Source organism: Mucilaginibacter sp. SMC90 (assembly GCF_022811725.1).
Lineage (GTDB): Bacteria > Bacteroidota > Bacteroidia > Sphingobacteriales > Sphingobacteriaceae > Mucilaginibacter.
Genome location: NZ_CP094527.1, coordinates 6,359,045 through 6,382,057, shown reverse-complemented (window position 1 = coordinate 6,382,057; position 23,013 = coordinate 6,359,045). Strand labels below are relative to the sequence as shown.

The 23,013-nt window shown below is 46.8% G+C and carries 23 protein-coding genes; 14 read left to right on the top strand and 9 right to left on the bottom strand.

Annotated elements, in window-relative coordinates; all coding sequences use genetic code 11:
* Positions 1-37: 37 nt before the first annotated feature.
* Genes MTO98_RS26285 through MTO98_RS26270 form a run of 4 tightly spaced genes read right to left on the bottom strand, consistent with a single transcriptional unit; the run spans position 38 to position 2,580 of the window.
* Entirely contained in the window at positions 38-1,162 is a 1,125-nt protein-coding gene (locus tag MTO98_RS26285; protein ID WP_243481956.1) for a DUF892 family protein, read from the bottom strand.
* Between the two features lie 41 nt (positions 1,163-1,203).
* A complete protein-coding gene (locus tag MTO98_RS26280; RefSeq protein ID WP_243481955.1) occupies positions 1,204-1,353 on the bottom strand; it encodes a hypothetical protein in 150 nt (49 codons plus the stop codon).
* 4 nt (positions 1,354-1,357) lie between these two features.
* Positions 1,358-1,627 (bottom strand): hypothetical protein, encoded by a 270-nt coding sequence (locus tag MTO98_RS26275; RefSeq protein ID WP_243481954.1) that lies wholly within the window; start codon positions 1,625-1,627, stop codon positions 1,358-1,360.
* A gap of 11 nt (positions 1,628-1,638) precedes the next feature.
* Complete coding sequence (locus MTO98_RS26270) at positions 1,639-2,580, bottom strand: manganese catalase family protein (RefSeq protein WP_243481953.1); 942 nt, start codon at positions 2,578-2,580, stop codon at positions 1,639-1,641.
* Positions 2,581-2,764: 184 nt separating this feature from the next.
* Between MTO98_RS26270 and MTO98_RS26265 the strand changes: the two genes are divergently transcribed.
* The 6 genes from MTO98_RS26265 (at position 2,765) to MTO98_RS26240 (ending at position 8,764) form a co-directional block, all read left to right on the top strand.
* Positions 2,765-4,975 carry a hypothetical protein gene (locus tag MTO98_RS26265; RefSeq protein ID WP_243481952.1) on the top strand — a complete coding sequence of 737 codons (2,211 nt, stop codon included), beginning with the start codon at positions 2,765-2,767 and terminating at the stop codon, positions 4,973-4,975.
* 14 nt (positions 4,976-4,989) lie between these two features.
* Positions 4,990-5,445, top strand: coding sequence for a low affinity iron permease family protein (locus tag MTO98_RS26260; RefSeq protein WP_243481951.1), 456 nt, complete (start codon positions 4,990-4,992; stop codon positions 5,443-5,445).
* Between the two features lie 4 nt (positions 5,446-5,449).
* Positions 5,450-6,667 carry a DUF2252 domain-containing protein gene (locus tag MTO98_RS26255; RefSeq protein WP_243481950.1) on the top strand — a complete coding sequence of 406 codons (1,218 nt, stop codon included), beginning with the start codon at positions 5,450-5,452 and terminating at the stop codon, positions 6,665-6,667.
* Positions 6,668-6,888: 221 nt separating this feature from the next.
* The gene (locus tag MTO98_RS26250) at positions 6,889-7,320 is read left to right on the top strand and encodes a DUF421 domain-containing protein (RefSeq protein WP_243481949.1); all 432 of its coding nucleotides are present in this window, start codon (positions 6,889-6,891) and stop codon (positions 7,318-7,320) included.
* Positions 7,321-7,416: 96 nt separating this feature from the next.
* A complete protein-coding gene (locus tag MTO98_RS26245; RefSeq protein ID WP_243481948.1) occupies positions 7,417-7,974 on the top strand; it encodes a ferritin-like domain-containing protein in 558 nt (185 codons plus the stop codon).
* A gap of 64 nt (positions 7,975-8,038) precedes the next feature.
* A complete protein-coding gene (locus tag MTO98_RS26240; RefSeq protein WP_243481947.1) occupies positions 8,039-8,764 on the top strand; it encodes a DUF72 domain-containing protein in 726 nt (241 codons plus the stop codon).
* Positions 8,765-8,768: 4 nt separating this feature from the next.
* On the opposite strand, the gene MTO98_RS26235 is transcribed toward MTO98_RS26240, so the two are convergent.
* Entirely contained in the window at positions 8,769-9,584 is an 816-nt protein-coding gene (locus MTO98_RS26235) for a mechanosensitive ion channel family protein (RefSeq protein WP_243481946.1), read from the bottom strand.
* 247 nt (positions 9,585-9,831) lie between these two features.
* Positions 9,832-11,322, bottom strand: coding sequence for a PAS domain-containing sensor histidine kinase (locus MTO98_RS26230; RefSeq protein WP_243481945.1), 1,491 nt, complete (start codon positions 11,320-11,322; stop codon positions 9,832-9,834).
* A gap of 142 nt (positions 11,323-11,464) precedes the next feature.
* Between MTO98_RS26230 and MTO98_RS26225 the strand changes: the two genes are divergently transcribed.
* The 4 genes from MTO98_RS26225 to MTO98_RS26210 all read left to right on the top strand — a co-directional run bounded on the left by MTO98_RS26225 (position 11,465) and on the right by MTO98_RS26210 (position 14,573).
* Positions 11,465-11,704, top strand: coding sequence for a hypothetical protein (locus tag MTO98_RS26225; RefSeq protein ID WP_243481944.1), 240 nt, complete (start codon positions 11,465-11,467; stop codon positions 11,702-11,704).
* A gap of 171 nt (positions 11,705-11,875) precedes the next feature.
* A complete protein-coding gene (locus tag MTO98_RS26220) occupies positions 11,876-12,037 on the top strand; it encodes a hypothetical protein (protein WP_243481943.1) in 162 nt (53 codons plus the stop codon).
* A 152-nt stretch (positions 12,038-12,189) separates the two neighbouring features.
* On the top strand, positions 12,190-12,528 hold the full coding sequence (locus MTO98_RS26215) for a helix-turn-helix domain-containing protein (protein WP_243481942.1): 339 nt from the start codon (positions 12,190-12,192) through the stop codon (positions 12,526-12,528).
* Between the two features lie 149 nt (positions 12,529-12,677).
* Positions 12,678-14,573 carry a PAS domain-containing protein gene (locus tag MTO98_RS26210; RefSeq protein WP_243481941.1) on the top strand — a complete coding sequence of 632 codons (1,896 nt, stop codon included), beginning with the start codon at positions 12,678-12,680 and terminating at the stop codon, positions 14,571-14,573.
* A 1,045-nt stretch (positions 14,574-15,618) separates the two neighbouring features.
* On the opposite strand, the gene MTO98_RS26205 is transcribed toward MTO98_RS26210, so the two are convergent.
* The 3 genes from MTO98_RS26205 to MTO98_RS26195 all read right to left on the bottom strand — a co-directional run bounded on the left by MTO98_RS26205 (position 15,619) and on the right by MTO98_RS26195 (position 19,997).
* Positions 15,619-16,995 (bottom strand): WG repeat-containing protein, encoded by a 1,377-nt coding sequence (locus MTO98_RS26205; RefSeq protein ID WP_243481940.1) that lies wholly within the window; start codon positions 16,993-16,995, stop codon positions 15,619-15,621.
* Positions 16,996-17,184: 189 nt separating this feature from the next.
* Positions 17,185-17,940 (bottom strand): LytTR family DNA-binding domain-containing protein, encoded by a 756-nt coding sequence (locus MTO98_RS26200; RefSeq protein ID WP_243481939.1) that lies wholly within the window; start codon positions 17,938-17,940, stop codon positions 17,185-17,187.
* Positions 17,937-19,997, bottom strand: coding sequence for a tetratricopeptide repeat protein (locus MTO98_RS26195; protein ID WP_243481938.1), 2,061 nt, complete (start codon positions 19,995-19,997; stop codon positions 17,937-17,939). Before MTO98_RS26195 ends, MTO98_RS26200 begins: the two co-directional genes overlap by 4 nt.
* Positions 19,998-20,211: 214 nt before the next feature.
* Between MTO98_RS26195 and MTO98_RS26190 the strand changes: the two genes are divergently transcribed.
* From MTO98_RS26190 to MTO98_RS26175, 4 genes are all read left to right on the top strand, one after another.
* On the top strand, positions 20,212-20,832 hold the full coding sequence (locus tag MTO98_RS26190) for a hypothetical protein (RefSeq protein WP_243481937.1): 621 nt from the start codon (positions 20,212-20,214) through the stop codon (positions 20,830-20,832).
* Between the two features lie 50 nt (positions 20,833-20,882).
* Positions 20,883-21,092: a hypothetical protein gene (locus MTO98_RS26185; RefSeq protein ID WP_243481936.1), complete on the top strand. Its 210-nt coding sequence runs from the start codon at positions 20,883-20,885 to the stop codon at positions 21,090-21,092.
* 124 nt (positions 21,093-21,216) lie between these two features.
* On the top strand, positions 21,217-21,837 hold the full coding sequence (locus MTO98_RS26180; protein ID WP_243481935.1) for a hypothetical protein: 621 nt from the start codon (positions 21,217-21,219) through the stop codon (positions 21,835-21,837).
* Positions 21,838-22,692: 855 nt separating this feature from the next.
* Positions 22,693-23,001, top strand: a complete 309-nt coding sequence (locus MTO98_RS26175; protein WP_243481934.1) for a type II toxin-antitoxin system RelE/ParE family toxin — start codon at positions 22,693-22,695, stop codon at positions 22,999-23,001.
* Positions 23,002-23,013: the final 12 nt, after the last annotated feature.

Here is a 23,013-nt window from a genome sequence, read left to right as displayed (position 1 = left end):
TAAGCGCCCCCACAATTAAAACGTCCAATCTTATCTTTTAATCTGCTGCCGGTTCTGTACTGGCATCATAGTTAGCCTGGCTTTCTGCGATTTCTGTCAGTTTGCCGTCCGCTGTCTTTTCTTCATCCAACGTCAATACAAATAATTCAGCAATTTCATAAAACCCCAAGGTTTTAGCCAGGGCGATCATCCCGCCATAGGAGGCGATCTCATAATGTTCAGCTTTCTGACCGGCAAAGATCAAACCCACATCACGTTGCGCGGTACCTTCTTCCGTCGCGCTGATAATTTCATCGCCCTCATCAGTAATACCTGCCATAGCCTCACATTTCCGGCTTTCGGGTTCCAGGCCAAGGATGGCAAATGCCTGTTCCAAACGTTGTACGTGTATTTCCGTTTCAGACAAATGCAGTTCAAAGGCATCCTTTAATTCCTGAGAAGTAGCCGCATCAGCCATATCCGGCAGCATATCTACCAGTTCGCGCTCAGCCCAAAGCAGGTCCTTCAATTCATTTACAAAAAACTCCATGAGTTTGGAATTACCGCTGCCGGTTTCCTGTGCCTCCTGCCAGTCTTCTTTCGGTTCAATACTTTCCGGTTCCGGTGCATACGCAGTTGGATTATGGTATTCACCGGCCGTTCCTTCGTAGGATGTTTGTGCAGCAAAGTCACTGGTAGCTGTGTCGTCATCATCATCGCCGGAAGTTTCAACCTGGTCGCGCAGGGATTTGATCAGGTCGTGTCCTTCATGAATGCCTTGCTGCTGCTTTTGCAAAACCGTTGTAAGTTCAAAATCCAGCTCGTTTTCCGGATCCAATGCGTTCCGATAAGCAGTTTTGGCCGCGTCTTCACCACGTTCGCATTCATTTAAGACGGCCAAAAGATCATGACCGGTAAAGGTCGCTTTAATATCTATCCATGCACGGTGCAGATCACCGGAGGTACTCGTACCTTCTGCGACATCGCCTCCATGCTGCCGGGCTATGTCCGTCAGTTCAGCCACGTATTGCTGGCTTTCGCCGGACAGCTTATTAAAAACAACGGTTAAACCGTTATCGTCATTTTCCAGATCAGTTGCAGCTTTTTGAAAACCGGCTACGCGGTCATTGTTGATCTTGATGAGGTCATTGATCACATCGATCGATTTTTCAGAAATTTCCATAGGTAGTTACTGTTTGTTTTAGGTAGATATTACTTATTCAATTAACCCGCACTGCTGTCGTCTTCGACATCGCCGGATGGATACGTCCGGATCTCTCCGGAATCCAGCTTAACCACCACTTTATCACCTATGGTTTCCAGTACTTCTCCTTTTCCGCCGGGGCTGAGCACCCGTTGTCCTTTTAAATTCATCAGCCTAATGTTTAACCGGTTTAGGGGACATGTGTCCGGAAGGATCAGCGTTGCCTTTTGCGGCAGAATCGCCAGCCGTCATTTTTGCAGAATCCCGGCGGTCTTTATTAATCGTCGCCGTATCGCGGATTGCAGGGCCGCCGCCCCGGTTAACACTGGATGTATCCTGGCTTCCGCCGAGTTTTTTCTGACTATCAGCTTCATGGCAGGAAGCCATGAACAGTGGCAACGAAAAGGTCATCACCAGGCCGTACAATTTTTTTACACGTTTCATATTAATATCGGTTATACCTTAATAGGTTCGTATGTACTCCATTGCGCTACGCCATCCGGTTCGGCTTTTTTAACTTCAGCGCTTTTAACTTCGCTCTTTTGCTTATCCAGCTTTTCTTTTGCTTTGAGTTCTTTACTGAAATCTTCCCGAAGTTTTGTCTGGCCCTCTGTTTCCTGCACCTGCTGTAAAGGGTTTTCTATAAAGTTCCATTCTTTACCCATGCCTGGCATTTCACCCGTGTTCCATGGCCCACGAACAGCGCCATCTGATAAATTATAAACCTGCTGTGTAAATCTCGGATCAGCAGCAAGCACGCCCGGCGGGAAGTTATCAGAAATACTGTCCAGTGCCGCTTCGAACATTTTATAATGGGTGACCTCACGGGTCATCAGGAAGGAAAGTGTTTCGTGGATATAGGGGTCATCGGTGAATTTCATCAGGTGCTCGTAAACCAGCTTGGCACGCGACTCTGAGGCCAGGTTGCTGCGCAGGTCCACGGTAAGATCGCCATTGGAATGAATATAGGATGCGCACCATGGAATCCCCTGGCTGTTACGGGGCGTTACACCACCGCCCGTAATGATCGCGAATTGCGGATTAGCAAATACGGCCTGGTGTATAATGTCTTCCTTGGCGGTTTTGCCATTTAATACCTGCATGATCTCTGAACTGTCGGCTGCATTTTTCAGTTCGCCGTTTACACCTTTAAGCAGCATCTGTATGGTTGCACCTACGATCTCCAGGTGGCTGAATTCTTCGGTGGCGATATCCATCAGCATATCGTATTTGTCCGGGTGCGGTACTTTGGCACCAAATGCCTGCGTAAAATACTGCATGGCGGCAGCCAGCTCACCGTTCTCGCCGCCGAATTGCTCCAGCAGCAGGTTGGCGAAGCGAGGGTCAGGGCGCGAAACCCTGGCATTGAATTGTAAGTCTTTAACGTGATGAAACATAGTGGGAAGTTTTAATGGGTGTTAAAGTACAACTACAGGTAGTGTTATTATGTTTTAATTAATAAATTAATTTAATAAGAAATCATTAAAAACATTTTTAACCTGTAATAGTTTTGGTAATACCTTGACACTGATAAAGCTGCGGGGCGCATAAACCGTTATCATTAAGCTATTTTTTTTTACCATGAAAGCAACTTCAGCATGGCTCTTGACCACCACCAAAAAGTTAAACGACCCTGCCCTTGCTGCTGTTTTCGAGCAACAAGCTGCGGGTTATTCTTTTAAGGTTTACCTCACCGGCGATTCCTGCTGGCTTGTGGCCACCTGGCCCAAAGGCAGCCGTATAGCTTTCCGCCTGGCTTATTCGCCAAATGACGAACTGGTGATGCGAAAGGCCATGGAGAAAGACGGAAATATTACTTTTCAGATCGCGTCGCTGATAGGGGATTACGAAGTCTGTATTATCCTTCCTGCCGGTGATGAGCCCGTGTTAAGGCTGAGCGCGACCTTAAAAACATCAGCACAGCTGTTATTTCCGTACTGGCCGCGGGATATCGTGCCGCTGGGAGCGGCAGGCAGCGATGTGCTTGCGGAGGGAACAGTTGAGGTCAGCCAGGTCGGGACACGATCAGGACAGCTTTACTTTAGTTTATCCAGACCGAAGGCTGGTTCCGTCCTTTACCTGCAAAACCTGACCGCGCTGGAAGATTATAACCAGCAGACCGAAACCTCTGCAGGGGATACAGTTGGAGGCGATTGGCCGGAGATCGGCTTTGCCTTACCGCCAACGTTAAAAAATAAAGCGCTGGAAGCGAATAAGACCTATACGTTAAGCGATGCTTTTATCGCACTGAGCGAAGAAGTACCCGCTGATGAACCTGCCATGGTCCGACAATACCTCAACCTGCTGGCGGCGGTTTACCTGCAATTGCCAAAACCGGCAACAGCTTATAAACACTGGCCGTCGATCCTGGAAAAAGGCCTGTCCGACCTGCAGGATAGCCCCGGCTGCTGGAACCAGGTTGATGGCCATCATTACCTGAATGCCTACGTCTGCGATTACACCACGCCGCCCGAGATCATGGTGCAGTTGGCGGTACTGTTGCCGCTGCTGGATTATGTGGAATGGAATGGCGCGCAGCTGGAGGTTATGAAAAAGATCAAAGAGGGCCTGCCTGCTTTTTATAACGAGGAACTCGGTACGGTCATGCGCTGGCATCCTAAGGCGCTGGACAAACTGGAGGGTGAAGAAGAACATAAAAAGCCGATGGTCATGGATGCCTGGTATTTGCAGCATCCGCTGCTGAACCTGTCCCGCCTGGCGTTAAAGGGTGACCGGGTGGCGGAAAAACTTTTCCTGGATTCGCTGGAATTCGCGATCAAAGTGGCGCATCACTTCGATTATAACTGGCCGGTATTTTATAAGATGGATACGCTGGAAGTTGTGAAGGCAGAAACGCAGCCGGGCAAGGGCGGGGAAAAGGATGTGCCCGGCCTATATGCGCATGTGCTGCTGCAGGCATGGGAACTAACAGGTAATAAGCGCTACCTCGCAGAAGCGGAAAAAGCGGGGCAAAGACTGGCAGGCCTGGGCTTCGGGCTTTTTTACCAGGCGAACAATACTGCTTTTTCGGCCGGGGCGCTGTTACGACTCTACAAAATCACCAAAAAAGAAATTTACAGGGAGTTGAGTTATTTATGCCTGGCAAATATATTCAAGAACGTCAGCCTTTGGGATTGCAATTATGGATACGGGAAAAACTTCCCTTCCTTTTTTGCGCTGTTCCCACTGAACGACGCGCCTTACACAGCTGTCTATGAGGAACAGGAAGTTTTCTGCGCCTTCCATGATTACCTGCGCCACGCTGAAGGTGAGGATATCCTGCCATCACTACGGCTGCTATTAGCGGAGTACATCCGCTTCCTGGTAGACCGTGCAGTTTATTATTATCCAACCATGTTGCCAAAAGAGATGCTGTCTGAAGAGGTGAAAACCGGGGAGGTCGACCCTGACCTTTGGATAGCATTGGAGGATCTGCACGATGGCTGGGAAAGATCCGGGGAGGTCGGTCAGGAAGTCTACGGTGCGGGCAATGCCTTCGGGATCCTGCCCCGTCATTATATGCAGGTCGAAGGCCAGCCATTTATGATCTATACCGACTACCCGACTTACGGGTTCTCCGCAAAAAAACACCGGCCCGCGAAGTTTAAGCTGGCGGGTGACGGCAGACTGCTCAGCCGTTTGATGCTGGTCAAAACGGATAAAGGAAAATTACCGGAGTTCTCAGTAACCCTCAAAGGCAGTAAAGTGCCACTTGAGGGAAAAAGGACAAAAGAAGGTCACCTGGAATTCAGTGTGCCCGGCGATAGCGATATGTACATTAACTGGAAATAAAATATAAAGACCGGATGAAAAAAAAGATCAATTTATTTGAGCGTTTCTCCAATTGGGCAACCACCGCTACCGGCAGTTCTGCGGCTTTTATTGTCGCGGCCCTGGTTGTGCTCGTCTGGGCGATCAGCGGGCCCGTGTTCAATTATTCGGAAACATGGCAGCTGGTGATCAATACGGGCACGACTATCGTCACCTTCCTGATGGTGTTCCTGATACAGAAATCACAGAATAAAGATTCCAAGGCCATTCACCTGAAACTGAATGAACTGCTAGCTTCGCACGAGGGAACCAGTAATCGCATTGTCGATATCGAAAACCTGACTGAAAAGGAACTGGATGAGCTGCACCGGTTCTATGCCCGGATATCCGCCCTGGCGGAAAAGGAGGACGACATTACGCGTACGCACTCTATAGATGCGGCCGAGGAAAACCAGCGGCGTAAATCCGGCAGCCATAAACCTAAACCCTGATCGCATGGAACTGTTAGATCTGCTAGAGCGCCTGATGGCTTTTAATACCGGCCTGCTGCCGGACATGGTGGAGCTGAAATTTGAAGCGATGGCGGAGAATGCCTTCCGTTTCTTCCGGGGGACCTGTCATTTGTTTTACGAAGACCTGGCTGCTGCTTCGCCTTTACCATTGTCCCCGCTGGCCTGGATCTGCGGCGATCTGCATATCGAAAACTTTGGGAGCTACCGTGGGGATAACAAGCTGGTCTATTTTGACCTGAACGATTTTGACGAGGCGCTGCTGGCGCCTGCGGCGTATGAGCTGGCGCGCATGGTCACCAGCATCTTTATTGCCTTTGACCAGCTGAAGATCGGGCCAAAGAAAGCCCGGCGGATGGCGGAACTCTACCTGCGCTCTTATTCAGTAACGCTGGCGCAGGGTAAGGCCAAAAGCATTGAACCCCGTACAGCACGGGGGATCGTTTGTGATTTTTTAAAGGCGGCGGGGAAAAGCACATATAAAGACCTGTTACAAAAACGGACGACGGCCGACCGTAGCAAACGCGTGCTTTCACTGGAGGATGAGCGGCATTTTAAGATAGATAAAAAACTCCGGGAGGAATTGCTGACGCATATGCAGCAGCAGGTGGTGGGGACGAACGGTGGGCCGTATAACTATAAGGTCAAAAGTGTGGTTTTTCGCCTGGCGGGCACGGGTAGTATCGGGGTCAAACGTTATCTGTTCCTGCTGAAGAGTACGGTTGTAAAACAGCATTATTTATTATTGGATATGAAGCAGTGCCGGGCCGCATCGCCTTTGCCTTATATTCCGGTGCAGCAGTTACAATGGGAAACAGAGGCGGAGAGGGTGACGGGGATACAGCGCCGGATGCAGAACGTGTCGGCGGCTTTGCTGGGCACAACTACGTTTCAGGGTGACAGTTATTTGATCCAGGAATTACAGCCGGTTAAAGACACCATCAAGTTCAAGCTGCTGAAGCATGACTACCGGGGCATGTACCAGGTGATCGATGATATGGGCATGCTTACTGCGTCCGCGCAATTGCGCAGCAGCGGTTTCCAGGGTTCATCGAATACAGATGACCTGATAGCCTTTGGCCGGTCAGAAGGATGGCAGGATGCTTTACTGGGCTACGCCCTGGATTATGCGGGCCGTGTCAAACGCTATTATGATCAGTATGTTAAAGATTACAAAGATGGTAAATATGCAGCTATTCAATAGCGCCGGGAAAATGACCGGTAAACGGCTATATTTTTTACTGTTGGTGGCAGGTTCGCTTTTATTGTTGGGCGCCGCTATCGCCTGGCAGCGTTACCGGCAACCGGGAACTATAACGCGCCCGCCGGTAGCGGTTTGCGGGTCAGCTAAGCGAATTTAAACTAGAAGACGATGAAACTACTTATTCAAATCTTTGGTGAGGGAAAAGACTCAATGCGCTGCAAATGAGCAGCCGGGGCGTGGTGATGTTCTTTATCGCGCTGCTGCTGATCCGGGCCTCCGGCAGGCGTTCTTTCGGCGTGCGTACGCCGCTGGACAATATTATCACGATCTCCCTTGGCGCGGTCATGAGCCGGGCCATCGTCGGCGCTTCGGCTTTTGTGCCTGTCGTGGTTTGTTGTTTCGTGATCGTGCTGCTCCACCGGCTGTTCGGATGGCTGATCGCACACAGTAAGGCCTTCGGGCGATTTATAGAAGGGGATAAAATGGTGCTTTTCGATAAAGGGAAGTTCCGGGATGAAGAAATGAAAAGAGCGCTGGTCTGCCAGGAGGATATTATGCAAGGTGTGCGGAAGTCGGCGATGACGGAAGATATGGGCCTGATCGAAAAGGTTTATATAGAACGCAACGGGGAGATCAGCTCTATTGAAAAATAAAATCATAAATAGTATTTACTGGAATGGTAATTGCACCATTCAAATGCGATTGATCCCGCAGTCAAAACAGTCTTTTAAACATTAATCATTTACATCATGCCTACAAAAACAAACAAAAAAGCGACTGCAGCAGCTGCAAGCCGCACACCGGAAGCCGAAAGCGCTTTAAAAGAATTATTCGTGGACGAATTAAAGGATATCTACTGGGCGGAGAAACACCTGGCCGCCGCATTGCCAAAACTAATCAAAGGTGCGACCTCAGAAGACCTTAAACAAACGATCACAACCCATCTGGAAGAAACGAAGAACCAGATCACCCGTTTGGAAAGCGTGTTCGCTTCCCTGGGCGAGAAAGCAGCTGCAAAAAAATGTTTAGCTATGGAAGGCTTGCTGGCAGAAGCGACCGAATTGCTTGAAGATACCGAAAAAGGAACTGAGGTACGCGATGTAGCCATCATTTCTGCCGCGCAGAAAGTGGAGCATTACGAGATTGCCTCTTATGGAACGCTGCGTACTTTAGCAGGTACTTTAGGGTACAGCGAAGCACAGGGCCTGCTGGATGAAACCCTGGCTGAAGAAAAGAATGCAGACTCACTGCTGACCCAGGTGGCTGAAAATTATGTGAACGAAGCCGCGGCAGCGGAAACAGAATAAATTACCTTTTATTGAAACGACAAGGGCTGCCATAGGTAGCCCTTGCTATTTAACACCTTCCTATATGATCAACTGGCATACCGGCTGTTCGGGTTTTCACTATAAACACTGGCGGAATACCTTTTACCCTGAAAGGCTGCCGCAAAGGCGCTGGTTCGAATATTATGCGGGGCAGTTTAGCACACTGGAACTTAACGTCACTTTTTACCGTTTCCCCCGCCTGCCCTTTGTCCGGAACTGGTATGAACAGGCACCGGAAGATTTCCGCTTTTCGGTCAAGGCGCCCCGGGCAATCACTCATTTCAAGCAATTTCACGATACCCTGGATATGCTCAGCGATTTCTACGGAACGATCAGGGAAGGTTTGCAGGAAAAGCTGGGGCCGGTGCTGTTCCAGTTACCGCCAAGACTGGCTTATACCCGGGAACGGTTGGAACGTATAACGGGCCAGATGGATTTGGGCTTCACGAATGTGCTTGAATTCCGACATCCGAGTTGGTGGCTGGCGGAGGTTTATGAACACCTGGCACAGCTGGGTGTGGCCTTTTGCGGAATGAGCCATCCGGAACTGCCTCAACAAGTAGTGACAAATACGGATACAGTGTACTACCGTTTTCACGGCGTACCCGACCTGTACCGTTCGGCGTATGGGGAAGCTGCGCTGGAGCAGTTTGTCCGCGAGGTTGTTGTCCATCCCAAGGTCCGCGAGGCCTGGTGTTATTTTAATAATGATGCTGAGGTAGCAGCCATACCTGATGCGAAAACATTAATGCGCTTAACCGGGGGCTGATGTCTTACAGGCCGGGTATCTTGATGCCCGCATCCTTAATGTCCTGCAAAATAGTTTCCTGTACGGCAAGCTTGGTATCCTGGTAGCCATGAGCATTGACCCAAACGTTCACGCTCATCAGATAGCCATCTGATTGCAGTTCACCTACCCCGATACGCCGTTCCGGTTTGGCTAATACGTTCTCCGCCTTATCGATAGCTTTATTGATAACCTCTTTAGCCCCTTTGATATCTACACCGTTGGGAAACCTGATACTCAGGTCCAGCCGGCGATTGCCTTCGCGGCTGATATTGATGATCACTTCATTGGACAGCTTGCTGTTGGGAACGATAACCAGGCGGTTGTCAAAAGTGGTCACCATGGTATAAAAGATCTCGATAGCAGTTACGGTGCCTTCCAGTCCCTGGGTAATGATATTATCGCCCACGGCAAAGGGTTTAAGCAGCAAAATGAGTATACCGCTCGCAAAGTTTTGGAGGGTGCCGGAAAGCGCCAGACCGGCGGCTACGCCGAAGGCACCCACGATGGCGGTGAATAGGGTGAGCTGGATGCCCATGATCTGCATCACCCCAATAACCAGAAGAATGCGCATGGCTACGCCAAGCAGACTCAGTAAAAAGGGCTTAACGGTCGGGTCCACGTCTTTTTGATGCAGTTTGTTATGCGAACGGTTAACGATCCAGCGGATGACCCACAGGCCGAGGCACAGTACCACTAGGCCGATCAGCAAGCGGGGGCCATAGTTGAGGACCCAATGGTAAGCGGCATCATAAAATTTGTCTAAAGTAAAGGGTGTCTTTACAGGTTGTTTATTTTCCATAGTCTTAAGGCCTGCGTTATTCAGCCGTGCCTGCAACACAACATATTGAAGTAAACTTGGTTTTTATTTTGACCGGCCGCCAGGAATTGGACTGGAATATGTATCTAAACATCGCAGAATGCGGACTCGCCTATTGGACACATTCTACAATGGTTTTTAATGGAGTGTTGTTCTATAAGTTTGTATTAGCAAAAAACGAATTACAACAACTTGTTTATGCTTACGGGAAACTGAAACAGCAGGTCTATCAAGCTATGGGTAATATGAACCAGAATGTGCTTCCTGCTTTCAGCTCGCTTTCCGCCCAGATCCTGCCCCGGTGACGGGTGACGATTTCGTAACACAGGTACAGTCCGATACCCAGGCCGGAAACATTAGCGCTACTGTCATCCACTCGGTAATAGCGGGAGAAGATGTGGTTCAGTTTCTCCGATGCGATGCCTAAGCCAAAATCTTTTACTCCTACTTTTACATTTTCCGCCTCGGCAAAAAGATATACCTCGATCCGGTTACTGCCCGGCGAATAACGGATCGCGTTAGTCAGCAGATTGATGAGCACCTGCTCGATCCGGTGGGCATCCCCTCGAATGGTAAACTCAGGCGTAGAGGTTTCGAAGGTGATCTGGTAATTGCCATTGGCATGGGAGATCAGATCTATCGCGTCACTAATGACCTCGCAGATGTTAAATACTTCGTCGCGAAAATTCAACTTGCCGGCCTCGATCTTGGATACGTCCAGCAGGTCGTCCACCAGGGTGCTCAGCTTACTCAGCTGTTGTTGCGCCTTTTGCACGAACACCTTATTCTTTTCATCCGTTATCCGCTGACCGAGGATCTGCAGGTAACCGTTGACGCTGGTGAGCGGCGTTTTTAATTCGTGGCTGGCCAATCCGATAAATTCGTCTTTTTTGGCATTAAGCGCCTGGAGTTGTTTGTAAAGTTCAGCAGTTTCCTGCTGGGCAGATTGCTCGGCGCTGATATCGCGGGCGATCTTCGAGGCACCGATGACCTTACCGCTTTCGTCAGTGATAGGGGAAACGGAAAGTGAAATGGGTATCAGGTTTCCGTTCTTGGCCCGGCGAAAGGTCTGGAAATGGTCGACCTTGTTGCCTTTGCTTACCTCGCCGATAATATAGGATTCTTCATCCAGGCGATCAGGCGGGATGATCAGGGAAATATGTTTGCCGATAGCTTCCGCTTCGGTATAACCGAACATTTTAACGGCAGCTTTATTCCAACTGGTGATGATCCCTTCCAGGGTCTTACTGAGAATGGTATCATCAGAGGTATCGATGATAGCGGCGAGTACCCCCTGCTTTTCCACTGCGATTCGCTGCACGGATATATCACGTGCGATTTTGGATGCACCAATGATTCTGCCGCTGCGGTCTTTTATGGGAGAAACAGTAAGGGAGATTGGCACGAGGTCACCGTTTTTTGCACGCCTTAACGTTTCAAAATGATCAACCTTTTGACCCTGTAGTATCTGCCCGATGATATAGGTTTCCTCTCCCATACGATCCTCTGGGATGATCAGCGAGATATGCTGTCCGATAGCCTCCTCCTCGGTATAGCCGAACATGCGTTTGGCGGCCGGATTCCAACTGGTGATGATCCCCTGTGTGGTTTTGCTGATGATCGTGTCATCAGTGGAATCAATGATCGCTGCCAGCATACCCCGCTTTGATTCTAATTCCAGTCTTGTATCTGTTTGTGGCACTTCTGCATCATTTTCCATCAAAGCTAATGTAGTGGTTAATATTCCTGATTTGTGTAACAGTTTCCCTGCTAAATGGTTTAAGTCAATAAAATTTCAATAGTATGAATGCGGATTTTCTTCTAAGTTTATAGAACATTGTGACTGCGCGGCTTAGATAAGTATGAAAAATCCATTTGAACAGAAAGATAGCAGCGCGTTGATTGATGCTATCGTGGCTGGTGCGGCATTAGCCGGCGGTTTAGTGTGGTTGTTTCTTACGGAAAGCGGCGGGCAGGCACTGGAGAGCTGGAAAACAGCGCTAAAAGAAAACGGAAAAGATTTTGCAGCAGAATTGGCCAGTGATAAAACGGGAGTTTCCAAAGACATTACCAAACCTGCTGTTGAGACCGTTGTCGAGTAAGTTTGAAAATCGCGATCTGTAATATTAAGGTATCAACGGTCGCTTGCCGAACCTGCTATGCTGGCTGATGCAAGCCGGATGTCATTTGTTTGCAGAAGAGTATAGCTCCCGGTGATAAATTTACCTAACCCCCTGAATTTATGCCGATTTTATACTGATCAAATCAATGCTATGGAAATTAACTATTGGAGGGTTGGTGTTTTTCTACCGTTCATTGTTGATATGGCTAATCAAAAGGAAACGGGAAAAATGAAAAGGAATGGGAAAAGTGGTTATCCAATCAGAAAACCGGAAGATGATCTTGATCATAACAAACCAGGCACAGGGATCTGACGTGTACCGGTCTGGCCGGAGAGAATCATCGCGTCAACCATAAGATCGAATGTTTCGGCGGCATAGTTTTTTAAATCAAAATATATTAAAAGACTGATTAATCTATTAACTTATAAGTAACTTTGCGCCGATATAAATTCATCAATAAAGCTATGGGAACACTCGGACAAAGCATTCGCTTATTAAGGCGTCAGAATGGCTGGAGCCAAGGAGATGTGGCCAAGCGCCTGGATATTTCAATTCCGGCGTTTTCTAAAATTGAAACTGGTGCTACCGATATTAACCTTTCAAGGCTTGAACAGATTTCAGCGGTGTTTGGCCTGTCAACCGTCCAGTTACTTAGCATAGGCGAAACGCGGCGTGATACCGTGCCAGATGCACTGGCCGGTATTCATCAAAAGCTGAACGAACGGGAATCCGAGGTCATTTTTCTGCAGAAAAAGGTGATAGCGCTTTTTGAAGAGCTGCGGTTGTCAAAGCATTCGGCGTGATCTCCGGACAAGCCTGAATTTTACCACAAGATCCCGAAACTTGTTGTGTTTTAATTTCTAATTAAACTTCACATAAGCGGATCGTTTGAATCCATTCCCTTCACCATGTATAAATATTTATGAGTAACGGTGCATTTCGGATCGCGACCTTGTATGTCGTAGCCAGTATACTTTGGATCACATGCAGTGACCACTTCCTTTTTGCCCTGGCCCCGTATGTTGGTGATCGGTCACTGGTTTGGCTGAGCAGTATTAAAGGTTATACATTTGTTAGCCTCACCGGTCTCATGCTGTATTACCTCATCCGTTCCTACGGCCGGCTGTCACTGGAAGTCGGCGATCAGTACCGGGCGATCTACGAGGCTAATCCTGTTCCTATGTGGATCTATGATGAATCGCTGCGGATCGTATCAGTAAATGACGCTGCGGTAAAAAATTACGGCTACAGCAGGGCTGAGTTCCTGGAAAAATCGATCCTCGATATCCGGCCATCTGAAGATGCGTTTGATGTGCTCGCTTCAATCCGGCGCCTCTCGGACGAACTCAACCAAAGCGGCACCTGGCGACATATCAGAAAGGGTGGGGCCATGTTGTATGTCAGTATCACGTCGCACAAACTTACCTTTAACAAACAGGCCGGCACGCTGGTCATGGCACGCGATATGACCGAACGTACCTTGTTTGAACAGGCGCTGGAAAAGCTCAATGAAGATCTGTTTGAAGAAAAGAAAAAACTTCGTGAAACCCAGTTGATCTCCCGGGTCGGTGGTTGGGTTTTCTTTCCGGAACAAAGAAAATTGCTTTGGTCGGAGGAACTGTACAACCTGACCGGCATCAGCCCGGAAGATCCCAGGGAACTTTTTGACATATATATTGAGCATATTTTTCCGGAAGACAGGCCGCTAATGATCAGCGCGCTTGGAGAGCTGATCGAAAACGGCACGCCTGTTGATATCACGCACCGGATCAGCGCGCTTAACGGCGAAACCCGCTATATCCGGCAGCTCGCCCGGCTTGAACCTGATGTTGAAGAAATCAAAGTAGTCGGTTCGATGCAGGATATTTCGGAGCTGCGGCTCATGGAAAACGAAAGAAACAGGCACCTGCAAAACCTGGAAAATACACTGGACAGTATTAGTGATGCTTTCTTTGCGCTGGACACGGACATGCGCATTATCCGCGTTAATGCGGCATTCCGGGCGATCATCGACAAAAAGCACAGCCAGATCATAGGGGAAAATATTTGTACGCTTTTTCCAAAAGCCCAAAATCGTTTCTATGCGGTTTATCAGAAGGCACTGGAGGAGCGTATAGTAGTCCGGAAGGAGGATTATTCACTGGTTCTGATGAAATGGATCCGCGTGGCGGCTTATCCAACTGCTGAGGGCGTAGCGGTATATTTTTCTGATATCACCGAAAGCCGGATTAAGGATATTCAGTTAAAGGAAGCTGTTGAAAGATATGAACTGGTTAGCCAAGCTACCAATGATATCATCTATGATCTCGACATATTAAAGGATCGCCTGATCTATAATACCAGCCTCACCCGGCTGATCGATGTTCCGCCTGAAGAGATAAGCTACAACCTGGAATGGTGGCGCAGCCTGATCCACCCTGATGATGTTGATGAGGTGATCAGCAGCCAGGGAAAAATAAGCGCGGATAGAAAAACGAACTGGAGCTGCGAGTACCGGGTAGATTGCGGGGAAGGTCGTTACAGGTATATTCTTGACCAGGGTTATTTCATCTATGACGAAGACAAAGCGCCGGTGCGTCTGATCGGGGCGATCAAGGATATTGACGAACTTAAGCGTTCGCTGCAGGAAAACAAGCGTCAGAATGAATTATTAAAAGAGGTGGCCTGGCTGAGCTCCCACGAGATCAGGCGACCAGTGGCTTCGATGCTGGGTCTGATGGATATGCTCGCTATGGCTGAACCGGGAGAAAAAGACGAGATCTACCTGATGCTTGGTCAATGTGTAGAGGAAATGGATGCTATTGTTATGGAAACCCACCGGAAAATTAACGCGATTATAAAGATTTGAATTAATTATGTACTGTATCTGGTTCTGATGTATGCCATCACCCCTAAGGATCCGAATGCCAGCTGCGTTGCACGCGCCGGCGGTGGTCATGTCAGCGGCAGGGTAAAAGAAGGTCGACCCGACCCCTTTTCGCTTTCCGGAATGGTCAGATCTTTGTTTTTCAAAAGCCCTTTCATCTTTCCTGCAAAAACATTTTCTGGGACGGCATGCCGGGTTTCGTTATTGTTATGGTGAAAATGCTGCCGCGAAATTGGACAGCTTCGAAACCCGGTAGCGGGCCTGCAGATCAAATCTGCATTTAGAAGAATGGCCGGAACCGGGCATTCTTAATACTTATCTATTAGTTATTAGACACGGTGCCAAATTAATTTTGAGATATCCGAAGACAAATCAATTTGAGGTCTTAAAGACAATTCTATATCTGCAATCGCGAGGGGAGGCAAATCTGTTGCGAATGCAACTGTTTTGCGTGGGGCGGGGAGGCTGACGGCGCAATGAAACACGGGGTTATAGCGCGTGTATAATGGAGCCGCCTGCCGCAGCTGCGCGGAACATTACGGGTATATCAAAATAACAACGCTGTCAGCGAAAAAAGCTTAAGAATTAGAGCCTTAGTGTTGCAGCTCTTGCCAAAATGGGCAAAGTTCAAATGCCCCACTCACTCGCTGACCGGGGCATTCACCTAAACTTATTTTTTGATTTGATTTGACAAAATCAAACCCAAAGATATGTATTCGACATTTTTCTTGCCATCACTACTTTTAGGTATTTTGCTCCTTTATTAATGGTCCAAATCAGCTTTATCATTGGGTATCTCAAAACTGAATTGAACGATTTGAATAAAGTAATTGTGTTTGATTATGGAGCTGTTTTTAGTAATAACAAGGGGCCATTTGCGTTCGCAATACTGGACTCCACCAAAAGCGAGGCTTTCTGAAAATGCGTTTGAAAATTTGGTTCCTGAGTTTAGATATATCAACGGCGAGGTAGCCTTAGTAGATTCGTCTCTGAGAAATGTCAGTAAGCTAATGAGATACGATACCTTCTACCATCTTGATCCTTCCGCTTTAACAATGACGAATAGCCCGTTTTCATTAATATACCCTTCACGATAGATCAGTGCGCCTGTGTTACTTTTGCCCAGGCATACTTTGGCATAGGCCAGTTTCGCAGTTGGGTCAAAATAGATAGCATTCACATTTAACAGATCGAATACCGGTGCTACTACTTTTCCGGTTCCGAAATTTATAAAACCGGTCAGCGGCAACCTGGTATAGGTGCCTACTACTCCCCGGGTACTATACAGTAACTTGGGATTCGTTTCACCTTCCACAGAATTTTGTTCGCCGATGAACCAGGAGTCTGCCGGGATCCCATAGGATTTAAAGAAATCGGCCTTGCTGGTTAGTTTAAAAGTGGCATCCATTACATATTTCATGTTAAAGGCCATGCCATAAGTGGTGAAATGGTCAAAGGTGCCGTATTTAAGGATATCTGCCTGCGTTTGTCTAAACACAATCTCTCCTTTTTTATTAATAAAAGCGTACTCAAATGCTGATTTGTCCTTTGGCACCACCCGTGCATAACCTCCGGAAAATTCCGAGGGTTTTATAGAATACAGTAAAGGAATGACCAGCTTTCCATCAGTATTGATATAACCATATTTAATATCCCCGAACTGGTCCTTTTTTCCGACGACGGCCAGCCCTTCCGAAAAACGGTAAAGCTCATCGAATGCGGTTGTAACCAGCGGATCGCCGCTTAAGCGTTTATATCCTATTATTACATTGCCATTTATCTGGCGTCGCATAATGCCAATTCCCTCGTTGATGTCGGCCAACCGGTCACCGGGGAAATATTTTTTACCGTCCGGTGTGGTATAGGTCCACCGGCCACTATTGTTCAGCTCCAATAATCTTTTATTGTCTGTTAAGTCGTTCAGCACCCCCCTGGCGATCACTGTTGCCGAACTGTTCATATAGCCCCATTGCTGGTGGTCCGTTGTCTGAAATCGTAGCAATCCGTTGCTTAGCAACACATTTTGCAGGACGGAAACCGTGTAATATGAAAAATCATAACTGTTAAAAGGCACCACCAGGTTACCCTTAGGATCAATAAGTGCTGCTGACGTTCCTTTTCTTACAATCGCTACACCCTTATTGAAATCAAATAGTTTGTCTACGGCCAATGATACAGCGCCGGGGCTGAGTGCTCCGGCGTTCCCTTTGTCAGCCTGTACAGCAGCATTGTTTGCAGGTAATTTATCATTACCAGCGGGTAGGGATGCCGGCTTTTTTTTAAAAAAAGAACCGAGGTCTTTTATGGCTTTACCCAATGAAGCGTTTTTTGGATTTGACTGGGCACAGGTAACGTTACTTCCCAATAGGGCCATTCCGGTCAATAGTATTATAAAACTGCGCATAAGTTCAGATTTAACGTAGTTATTTAAGCCACATCACTTTTCGTGGAGTTGTTAATTTGCTGAAGGTAAATGTCAGCACTTGACTGAGCAATCCGGAATGATTGACTGTGGGCCTTTAGTTATTTAATTTGGGTAATCGTTTATTTTTTGAAAGATGGTCATCATCATACTGAAGAATTATCCGACGGATCATTTTAAAGCAGACAGCCTTACCAGAAAGTCATCCTTACGCCGCGAAGAAACTTCCAGCTCAGTTTTGTCTTCCAATTGTACATAACCACCTTTGCCTTTGTGATAACTTTTGATATAAGCCAGGTTCACCAGGTGGGAGTTATGGATACGAAAGAAGCCGTAAGATGATAACAGCCCCTCAAATTGCTTTAAGGTTTTGGCCACCATCAGGCTTTTCTTGTCTTTCATAAAGATGGTGGTATAATTCACATCGCTTTGGCAGCGAATAATGTCCTGAACTCTGATCAATTCCAAGCCCGACACCGTAGGAACCGTGATTTTAGGATCATGTAGTCCTGTTCGTTTGATATTTTGAAACAAAAGCTCGACCTTGTCCAGGTGGTGCTCACGGTCAATTCTTTCCCCGAGCTTTTTCACGGTAAGTTGAAATTCGTCCGGGTCTATCGGTTTTAATAAATAATCAACCGCGCTGAATTTAAAAGCCCGGATAGCATATTGTTCAAAGGCCGTGGTGAAGACAACCTGAAATGGTATGTTGGTATATTTTTTTAAAAGGTCGAAGCCCGTTTGCTGGTGGATTTGTATATCGAGAAACACCAGTTGCGGTTTCAGTTCTTTGAGCAGTTCAAAACCGCTGTCTACCCGGTCTGCAGTCCCTGCAATAAAAAGGTCCCCTGCACAGTAATGATCTGCCAGGTAGCGCAGCCGGTCAATACAGTGTGGTTCATCATCTATGATTACGGCGCTGATCATGCTTCAAAATGGGTTTCATACGGTAATTTCAGTTCGACCCTTGTGCCTTTTTCCAGGTCAATGATATGTACACCGGCGCGGGTATCTTTTGACCTATTGAGCAGGGCCAGCCGGTCGCCTGTAATTTTTACACCGAATGACTTTTTTCCCTCTTTAGATTTTTCTTGCCTCCCGACACCATCATCAGTAATAGTGCAATGCAGTACTTGGTCATCGCGCATGATCTCGATCAGGAGGTGCCCCTTTCCCTCTTTTCCGGCAAAGCCATGCCAGATGCTGTTTTCCACAAAAGGTTGCAGTATCAGCGGCGGCACCAGGGTAAGTTCCGGGTTGATATGCTCCGCTATTTTAAATTCATAGGTGAATTTATGATCGAGCCGAATAGCCTCCAGCTGCATATACAATTCTGTCATTTGAAGCTCTTCCGCAAGACTGATCTCTTTTTCCTCCGAGTTTTCCAATGTTCCCCGCATCAGCCTCGCAAATTTCGCTAAAAAATAATCGGCGGTTTTAACATCATTCCTGGTGATGAAATTACTGATGGAATTGAGCGAATTAAAAATAAAATGCGGGTTGAGTTGTAAACGAAGAACCTTCATCTCAATCGCTGAGACCTTTGACCGGTGCAACAGATCCTGCTTTACCTGGATAGCATCGCGTCTTTTCTTATAGGATATAAACAAAGTTACGGCGGTTAAACCGAGCAATCCTGATCCTGCCATAATTGTATTTTTGACGATCTTTTCCCTTTGAACGGCCGCCTCGGCAAGCGCTTGCTTTTTATCCGCTTCGAACTGTATTTCCGTCCGTGCGACCGCCTGCTTTTTTTCATCATTGAAAATGCTGTCTTTCAGTCGGGTATATTTTTTATAGTCACCTAAGGCCGCATCGTACTGGTGTAGTTTTTCTTGGATGAGGCTTTGTGTTTGCCAGCCGTTCATTTCGCGCTCCGCAGCCCCCGATTCATGGCTCAGTTTAATACAGAGCGCAGCATAAGCCCGGGCAGCCATTAACCGGTCTTTTAGTAGGTTAAGCTTTGCCAACGCAGTGTCCGGCGCTGTCAGCGTCAGTTCAGCCAGTTCATTATAGATGACAGACATGGAATTGTAATCAGGTGATTGTTGATAAAGGCCCAGGGCCTGTTGAAGGTAATGGAAAGCTGTACTGTATACTCCCAGGTTGCCGTATACGATCCCGATATTGGTCAGGTTACTTGCTTCACCCCGTTTATATTTGATCTGCCGGCTGATGGCAAGCGCCTGGTTGTACAGTTCAAGTGCTTTTTGCTGTTGCCCCTGTTCATCATAGGCAGTAGCGAGGTTGGCGTACATACCTGCCAGTTGCTGCTGATCCCCCAGTTGCCGGTACAGCTTCAAAGATTTTTGATAGTAGGCGAACGTATTGCGATAATTTCCGAGTTTCTTATAAACCAGGCCAATATTCATTAAGGCCTGGGCCTGGGCATTGGGATCACCCATGATCTGGGCTATACCTAATGCTTTAAAATAATAAGCAAGGGCCTCCGGATAATCCGCCAGGTACAGGTAGGTTACTCCGATATTGTTGTAAAGGCTACCGATCGCCTTATTGTTTTTTAGTTCTCCGAACAACTTCAGCGCGTTTAAACGAAGCCCCAGTGCTTTTTTGTACTCGGAACGGTCCGTATATAAGATGGCCAGGTTATTCAGGACACGGCCTTCACCGTCCTTATCAAAATTGAGCCGGGCAAGCCGAATGGCCTGGGTATACCAGGTTATTGCCAATGTGTCATTTCCTAAGCTTGAGTAATTCAAAGCTTTGTAATTATAGGCGGTACCTAACCTGCGGTTGTTTTTAAACCTGATACATAAATCGATGGATTGGTTTGCATACGACAGCCCCCGGGTGGGATTCACATTGATATAGGCGAAAGCCAGTTCGTTTAAGATGGCAATTTTAGACGTATCACGCGAAGCAACTCTTTTCAGCAAAGATTCAAGAGAGTCGATCTTTTTATTTTGTGCCGAAACCGTAGGTGCGATCAGGGTCAGTAAAATTGCGATAATGATACCTTTCATAAGTCAGTTTCCTTGTGAACCGGTTGTCAATCAAATATAGGTATTTGCGCTGTAAATTTCACAGAAACGATCCGTTGCTACGAATCAAAGAATGGTGACCATAGCACACGGAAAATAAATAGCGGCAGACAACTAATAAACGCGTATTGCATCCGCGAACTGCTTCGCGTAGGTTAGTTCAGTCGTTGATCAATAACCCTTAAAACACAAAGTCATGATCATTAAATTCCTGAACCTTGCCAAAGCACTTTTCGCCTACATTGACAGTGGCGCCATTTTTCGTAAACCCTATAAATGGCTGTATATGCTGATCACTGTGCTGCATGGTATTATACCTGTAGGTATCCTCATATCTGCTTTGGGCAATCACTTGTTTGACGCGCCTTTTAAGGTCGTATTGGCATTTTTGCTGATACTGGTCTTTATAACCATTGCCGCGGTAACCGGGATGCTGCTTTGGTGGAACCGGAAGGATAAGCTGGATGTGATTACAGGCAATCGGGATGATTTTGTCGCAACCCCGATTTTTGCCCATTTTATCCAGACCATGGGCGAGAACCTGGCGATTTGGCTGTTCATTGCAGGAACCGGGTTTTCCCTGATTGCCGGAATATTTCTAAGCGGGGAGAACGGTTATCTGGGCAGCCTGATTCCGATGGCCATCCCATCAGGGATAGGCTTCGCAGGTATCATCCTGTTTCCTTTCCTTGGCTATTTTACCCTGGTGCTGTTCCGGTTCCTGGCGGAACAAATAAAAGCATTAGCTGCGATTGCCAACAACACCTATGTAATGGCCAATCCGCTGGCAGCTCCTGCTGCTACTGAAATAGTTTGACAGGCGTATCCGCGGATATAAAGTCACATATTATCAAAATTGGGTTAACAATGAAGACACTCATCAGATCGATCATTTTATTAAGCGCCGTGATGCTTGCTGGTTGCCGCATCGGTTTAAGCGGCACCTATAAACAATCCGGGGGACTGATGGGCGGCATGGTAAGCGGAAAGATGACCTTTATTTCCGGCAGCAAAGTAGACATTGAGATCAACGGGATGACTGCCGAATGTGCCTATGAAAGGATGGCGATAAAATAAGGCTGATCAGCGGGGATAAGAACCAAATCCTTACGATAGACAAGATGGTTGCCTGGACGGTGGGGAGATGATGGGGAAATTTTGTAAAGAAAAATAATTAAAATGCTTAACGGAACAATTTATTATGAATAAGAACCCGATTATCATGAGTTTGTTGGTTATTTCGATCATTGCATTGTCCTGCGGTAAGCAGGAGGCGACAACGATTAGTAAACCCGATACCCAAAAACAAGTAGGAGGAGCTACGGACACCACCATCTCTGCAACGGATACAACGGATACCCATTTCTATATCAAATTTAAAGCAGACACTACCACTTATAAATTTACCGCATTGGTGCAGGGTAATTTTAATAAAAAAGACGCCAGCGGCAATTTCGATTTCAGCTTTAGCGGTCAGGCTAATTCACTGGAGCCGGGTACCAGCAGGCTAATTGTGGTTGGCGTTAATAAAGATTCATTGGTGACAGGTAAATATTACCAGAATTTTGGAGCCAAGACGGATACTACGGCTAAGGCCAACCTGGTACAGCTAACCTGGTATAATAGTAAGAATCAATTATTTTCCTCGTATGGTAAGGAATTCGGTGCGGACCTACTTGCAGATACGCGGATTAAATTCACCCAAATAACAACTTATAGAATGATGGGTACTTTTTCAGGCACACTGTACTTAGGCGTCAGCGCAAACTCAGAAAAGCATACACTGACTAACGGTGAATTTTATATACAACGGATAAAATAATTTATTTTGGCTAAATAGAATAGCGTTATGTGTATTATTATTGAATAACAAGGCAGTTCCTCTCGATGTGCATATGTAAAAGCCGACAGAAGCACCACTAAGAGCAATGATAATAGAATTGATATCTAAGAATTAGGAGATTTTTTAAAAATAAGCCGTTAAAATGAAGCTAATGAGAGAAACAGGAGGTATTGAATGACCTAACCATGTCCCTGCTGCTTTATTATTGTAAATGACGGTAGTTTGAGTTCGCGTTCATTTGTTTGCGTCTAATCAATCCAACTGTGTCGGTTGCTTTATATTTCTTCAAAATCATAAAGCCATCGTTATTCTGTCGGGCTGGATTTCCAGATCTATTAAATCGATTGTCGTTAAAATTGATTTCTGGATTGCATGCGTTCAGTCAGATCGATTTCTTTAAGTTCTTCAAGTCGGCCCGACACCGCTCTACGGTTCCAGTACTCTTCACACCTTTCACCATTCCGATTCCCGGTACTTGTTCAGCCGCTGACAGCTACCCGCGCGAAACGCCTGCCTGGTTTGGTGCTTAGGGTAGGCAGGCCATTCGCCTATAGTTTCGGTGTTTTCCGGAGGTATATGCTTAAATCCTCACCAACGCCCAGGGGTGCTGGTAAGTCTGCACTTAAAGAAGCAAATATAAATAATTACCAAATTTTGGTAATTATCAAAAAAGTTTTTATGTTTGTTGTACCAAAACAGAATTCCCTTATTTAACCATGAGTATTATGAAGCAATCAGAAACTGTACCTACCAAAACAGGCGCTAAAGTCCCATAGGACAGGTGCTTGGAACTAACCAGTCGTGTTCCAGGAATACGGCCTAAAGTAAATTTTTATGATCATTAAGTTTACAAATCAGAATTTAGAAGAATTAGCGAAAAGGAAAGAGTTAACAGGAAAGCAGGCTTATTCACCTGAAGTTATTTTGTCGTTTCAAAAGCGCATTTTTCAAATGAAAAGCGCCAAAAATACGCAGGACTTACGCCTGATAAAACCTTTGCACTTTGAAAAATTAAAAGAAAAACGGTATAAGGGAAAATACAGTGTCCGCCTAAGCGGAGCTTTTCGCCTTATATTCGGTATTGACAAACTGGGAGGAGTGGAAATCATAGAGATCGATGAAATATCAGACCACTACTCATAAACTAATGCGCCA

Bases quoted from the DNA above. Each gene is read 5' to 3' on its own strand.
- MTO98_RS26285 (WP_243481956.1), bottom strand. From the start codon at position 1,162: ATGGAAATTTCTGAAAAATCGATCGATGTGATCAATGACCTCATCAAG.
- MTO98_RS26280 (WP_243481955.1), bottom strand. From the start codon at position 1,353: ATGAATTTAAAAGGACAACGGGTGCTCAGCCCCGGCGGAAAAGGAGAA.
- MTO98_RS26275 (WP_243481954.1), bottom strand. From the start codon at position 1,627: ATGAAACGTGTAAAAAAATTGTACGGCCTGGTGATGACCTTTTCGTTG.
- MTO98_RS26270 (WP_243481953.1), bottom strand. From the start codon at position 2,580: ATGTTTCATCACGTTAAAGACTTACAATTCAATGCCAGGGTTTCGCGC.
- MTO98_RS26265 (WP_243481952.1), top strand. From the start codon at position 2,765: ATGAAAGCAACTTCAGCATGGCTCTTGACCACCACCAAAAAGTTAAAC.
- MTO98_RS26260 (WP_243481951.1), top strand. From the start codon at position 4,990: ATGAAAAAAAAGATCAATTTATTTGAGCGTTTCTCCAATTGGGCAACC.
- MTO98_RS26255 (WP_243481950.1), top strand. From the start codon at position 5,450: ATGGAACTGTTAGATCTGCTAGAGCGCCTGATGGCTTTTAATACCGGC.
- MTO98_RS26250 (WP_243481949.1), top strand. From the start codon at position 6,889: ATGAGCAGCCGGGGCGTGGTGATGTTCTTTATCGCGCTGCTGCTGATC.
- MTO98_RS26245 (WP_243481948.1), top strand. From the start codon at position 7,417: ATGCCTACAAAAACAAACAAAAAAGCGACTGCAGCAGCTGCAAGCCGC.
- MTO98_RS26240 (WP_243481947.1), top strand. From the start codon at position 8,039: ATGATCAACTGGCATACCGGCTGTTCGGGTTTTCACTATAAACACTGG.
- MTO98_RS26235 (WP_243481946.1), bottom strand. From the start codon at position 9,584: ATGGAAAATAAACAACCTGTAAAGACACCCTTTACTTTAGACAAATTT.
- MTO98_RS26230 (WP_243481945.1), bottom strand. From the start codon at position 11,322: ATGGAAAATGATGCAGAAGTGCCACAAACAGATACAAGACTGGAATTA.
- MTO98_RS26225 (WP_243481944.1), top strand. From the start codon at position 11,465: ATGAAAAATCCATTTGAACAGAAAGATAGCAGCGCGTTGATTGATGCT.
- MTO98_RS26220 (WP_243481943.1), top strand. From the start codon at position 11,876: ATGGAAATTAACTATTGGAGGGTTGGTGTTTTTCTACCGTTCATTGTT.
- MTO98_RS26215 (WP_243481942.1), top strand. From the start codon at position 12,190: ATGGGAACACTCGGACAAAGCATTCGCTTATTAAGGCGTCAGAATGGC.
- MTO98_RS26205 (WP_243481940.1), bottom strand. From the start codon at position 16,995: ATGCGCAGTTTTATAATACTATTGACCGGAATGGCCCTATTGGGAAGT.
- MTO98_RS26200 (WP_243481939.1), bottom strand. From the start codon at position 17,940: ATGATCAGCGCCGTAATCATAGATGATGAACCACACTGTATTGACCGG.
- MTO98_RS26195 (WP_243481938.1), bottom strand. From the start codon at position 19,997: ATGAAAGGTATCATTATCGCAATTTTACTGACCCTGATCGCACCTACG.
- MTO98_RS26190 (WP_243481937.1), top strand. From the start codon at position 20,212: ATGATCATTAAATTCCTGAACCTTGCCAAAGCACTTTTCGCCTACATT.
- MTO98_RS26185 (WP_243481936.1), top strand. From the start codon at position 20,883: ATGAAGACACTCATCAGATCGATCATTTTATTAAGCGCCGTGATGCTT.
- MTO98_RS26180 (WP_243481935.1), top strand. From the start codon at position 21,217: ATGAATAAGAACCCGATTATCATGAGTTTGTTGGTTATTTCGATCATT.
- MTO98_RS26175 (WP_243481934.1), top strand. From the start codon at position 22,693: ATGATCATTAAGTTTACAAATCAGAATTTAGAAGAATTAGCGAAAAGG.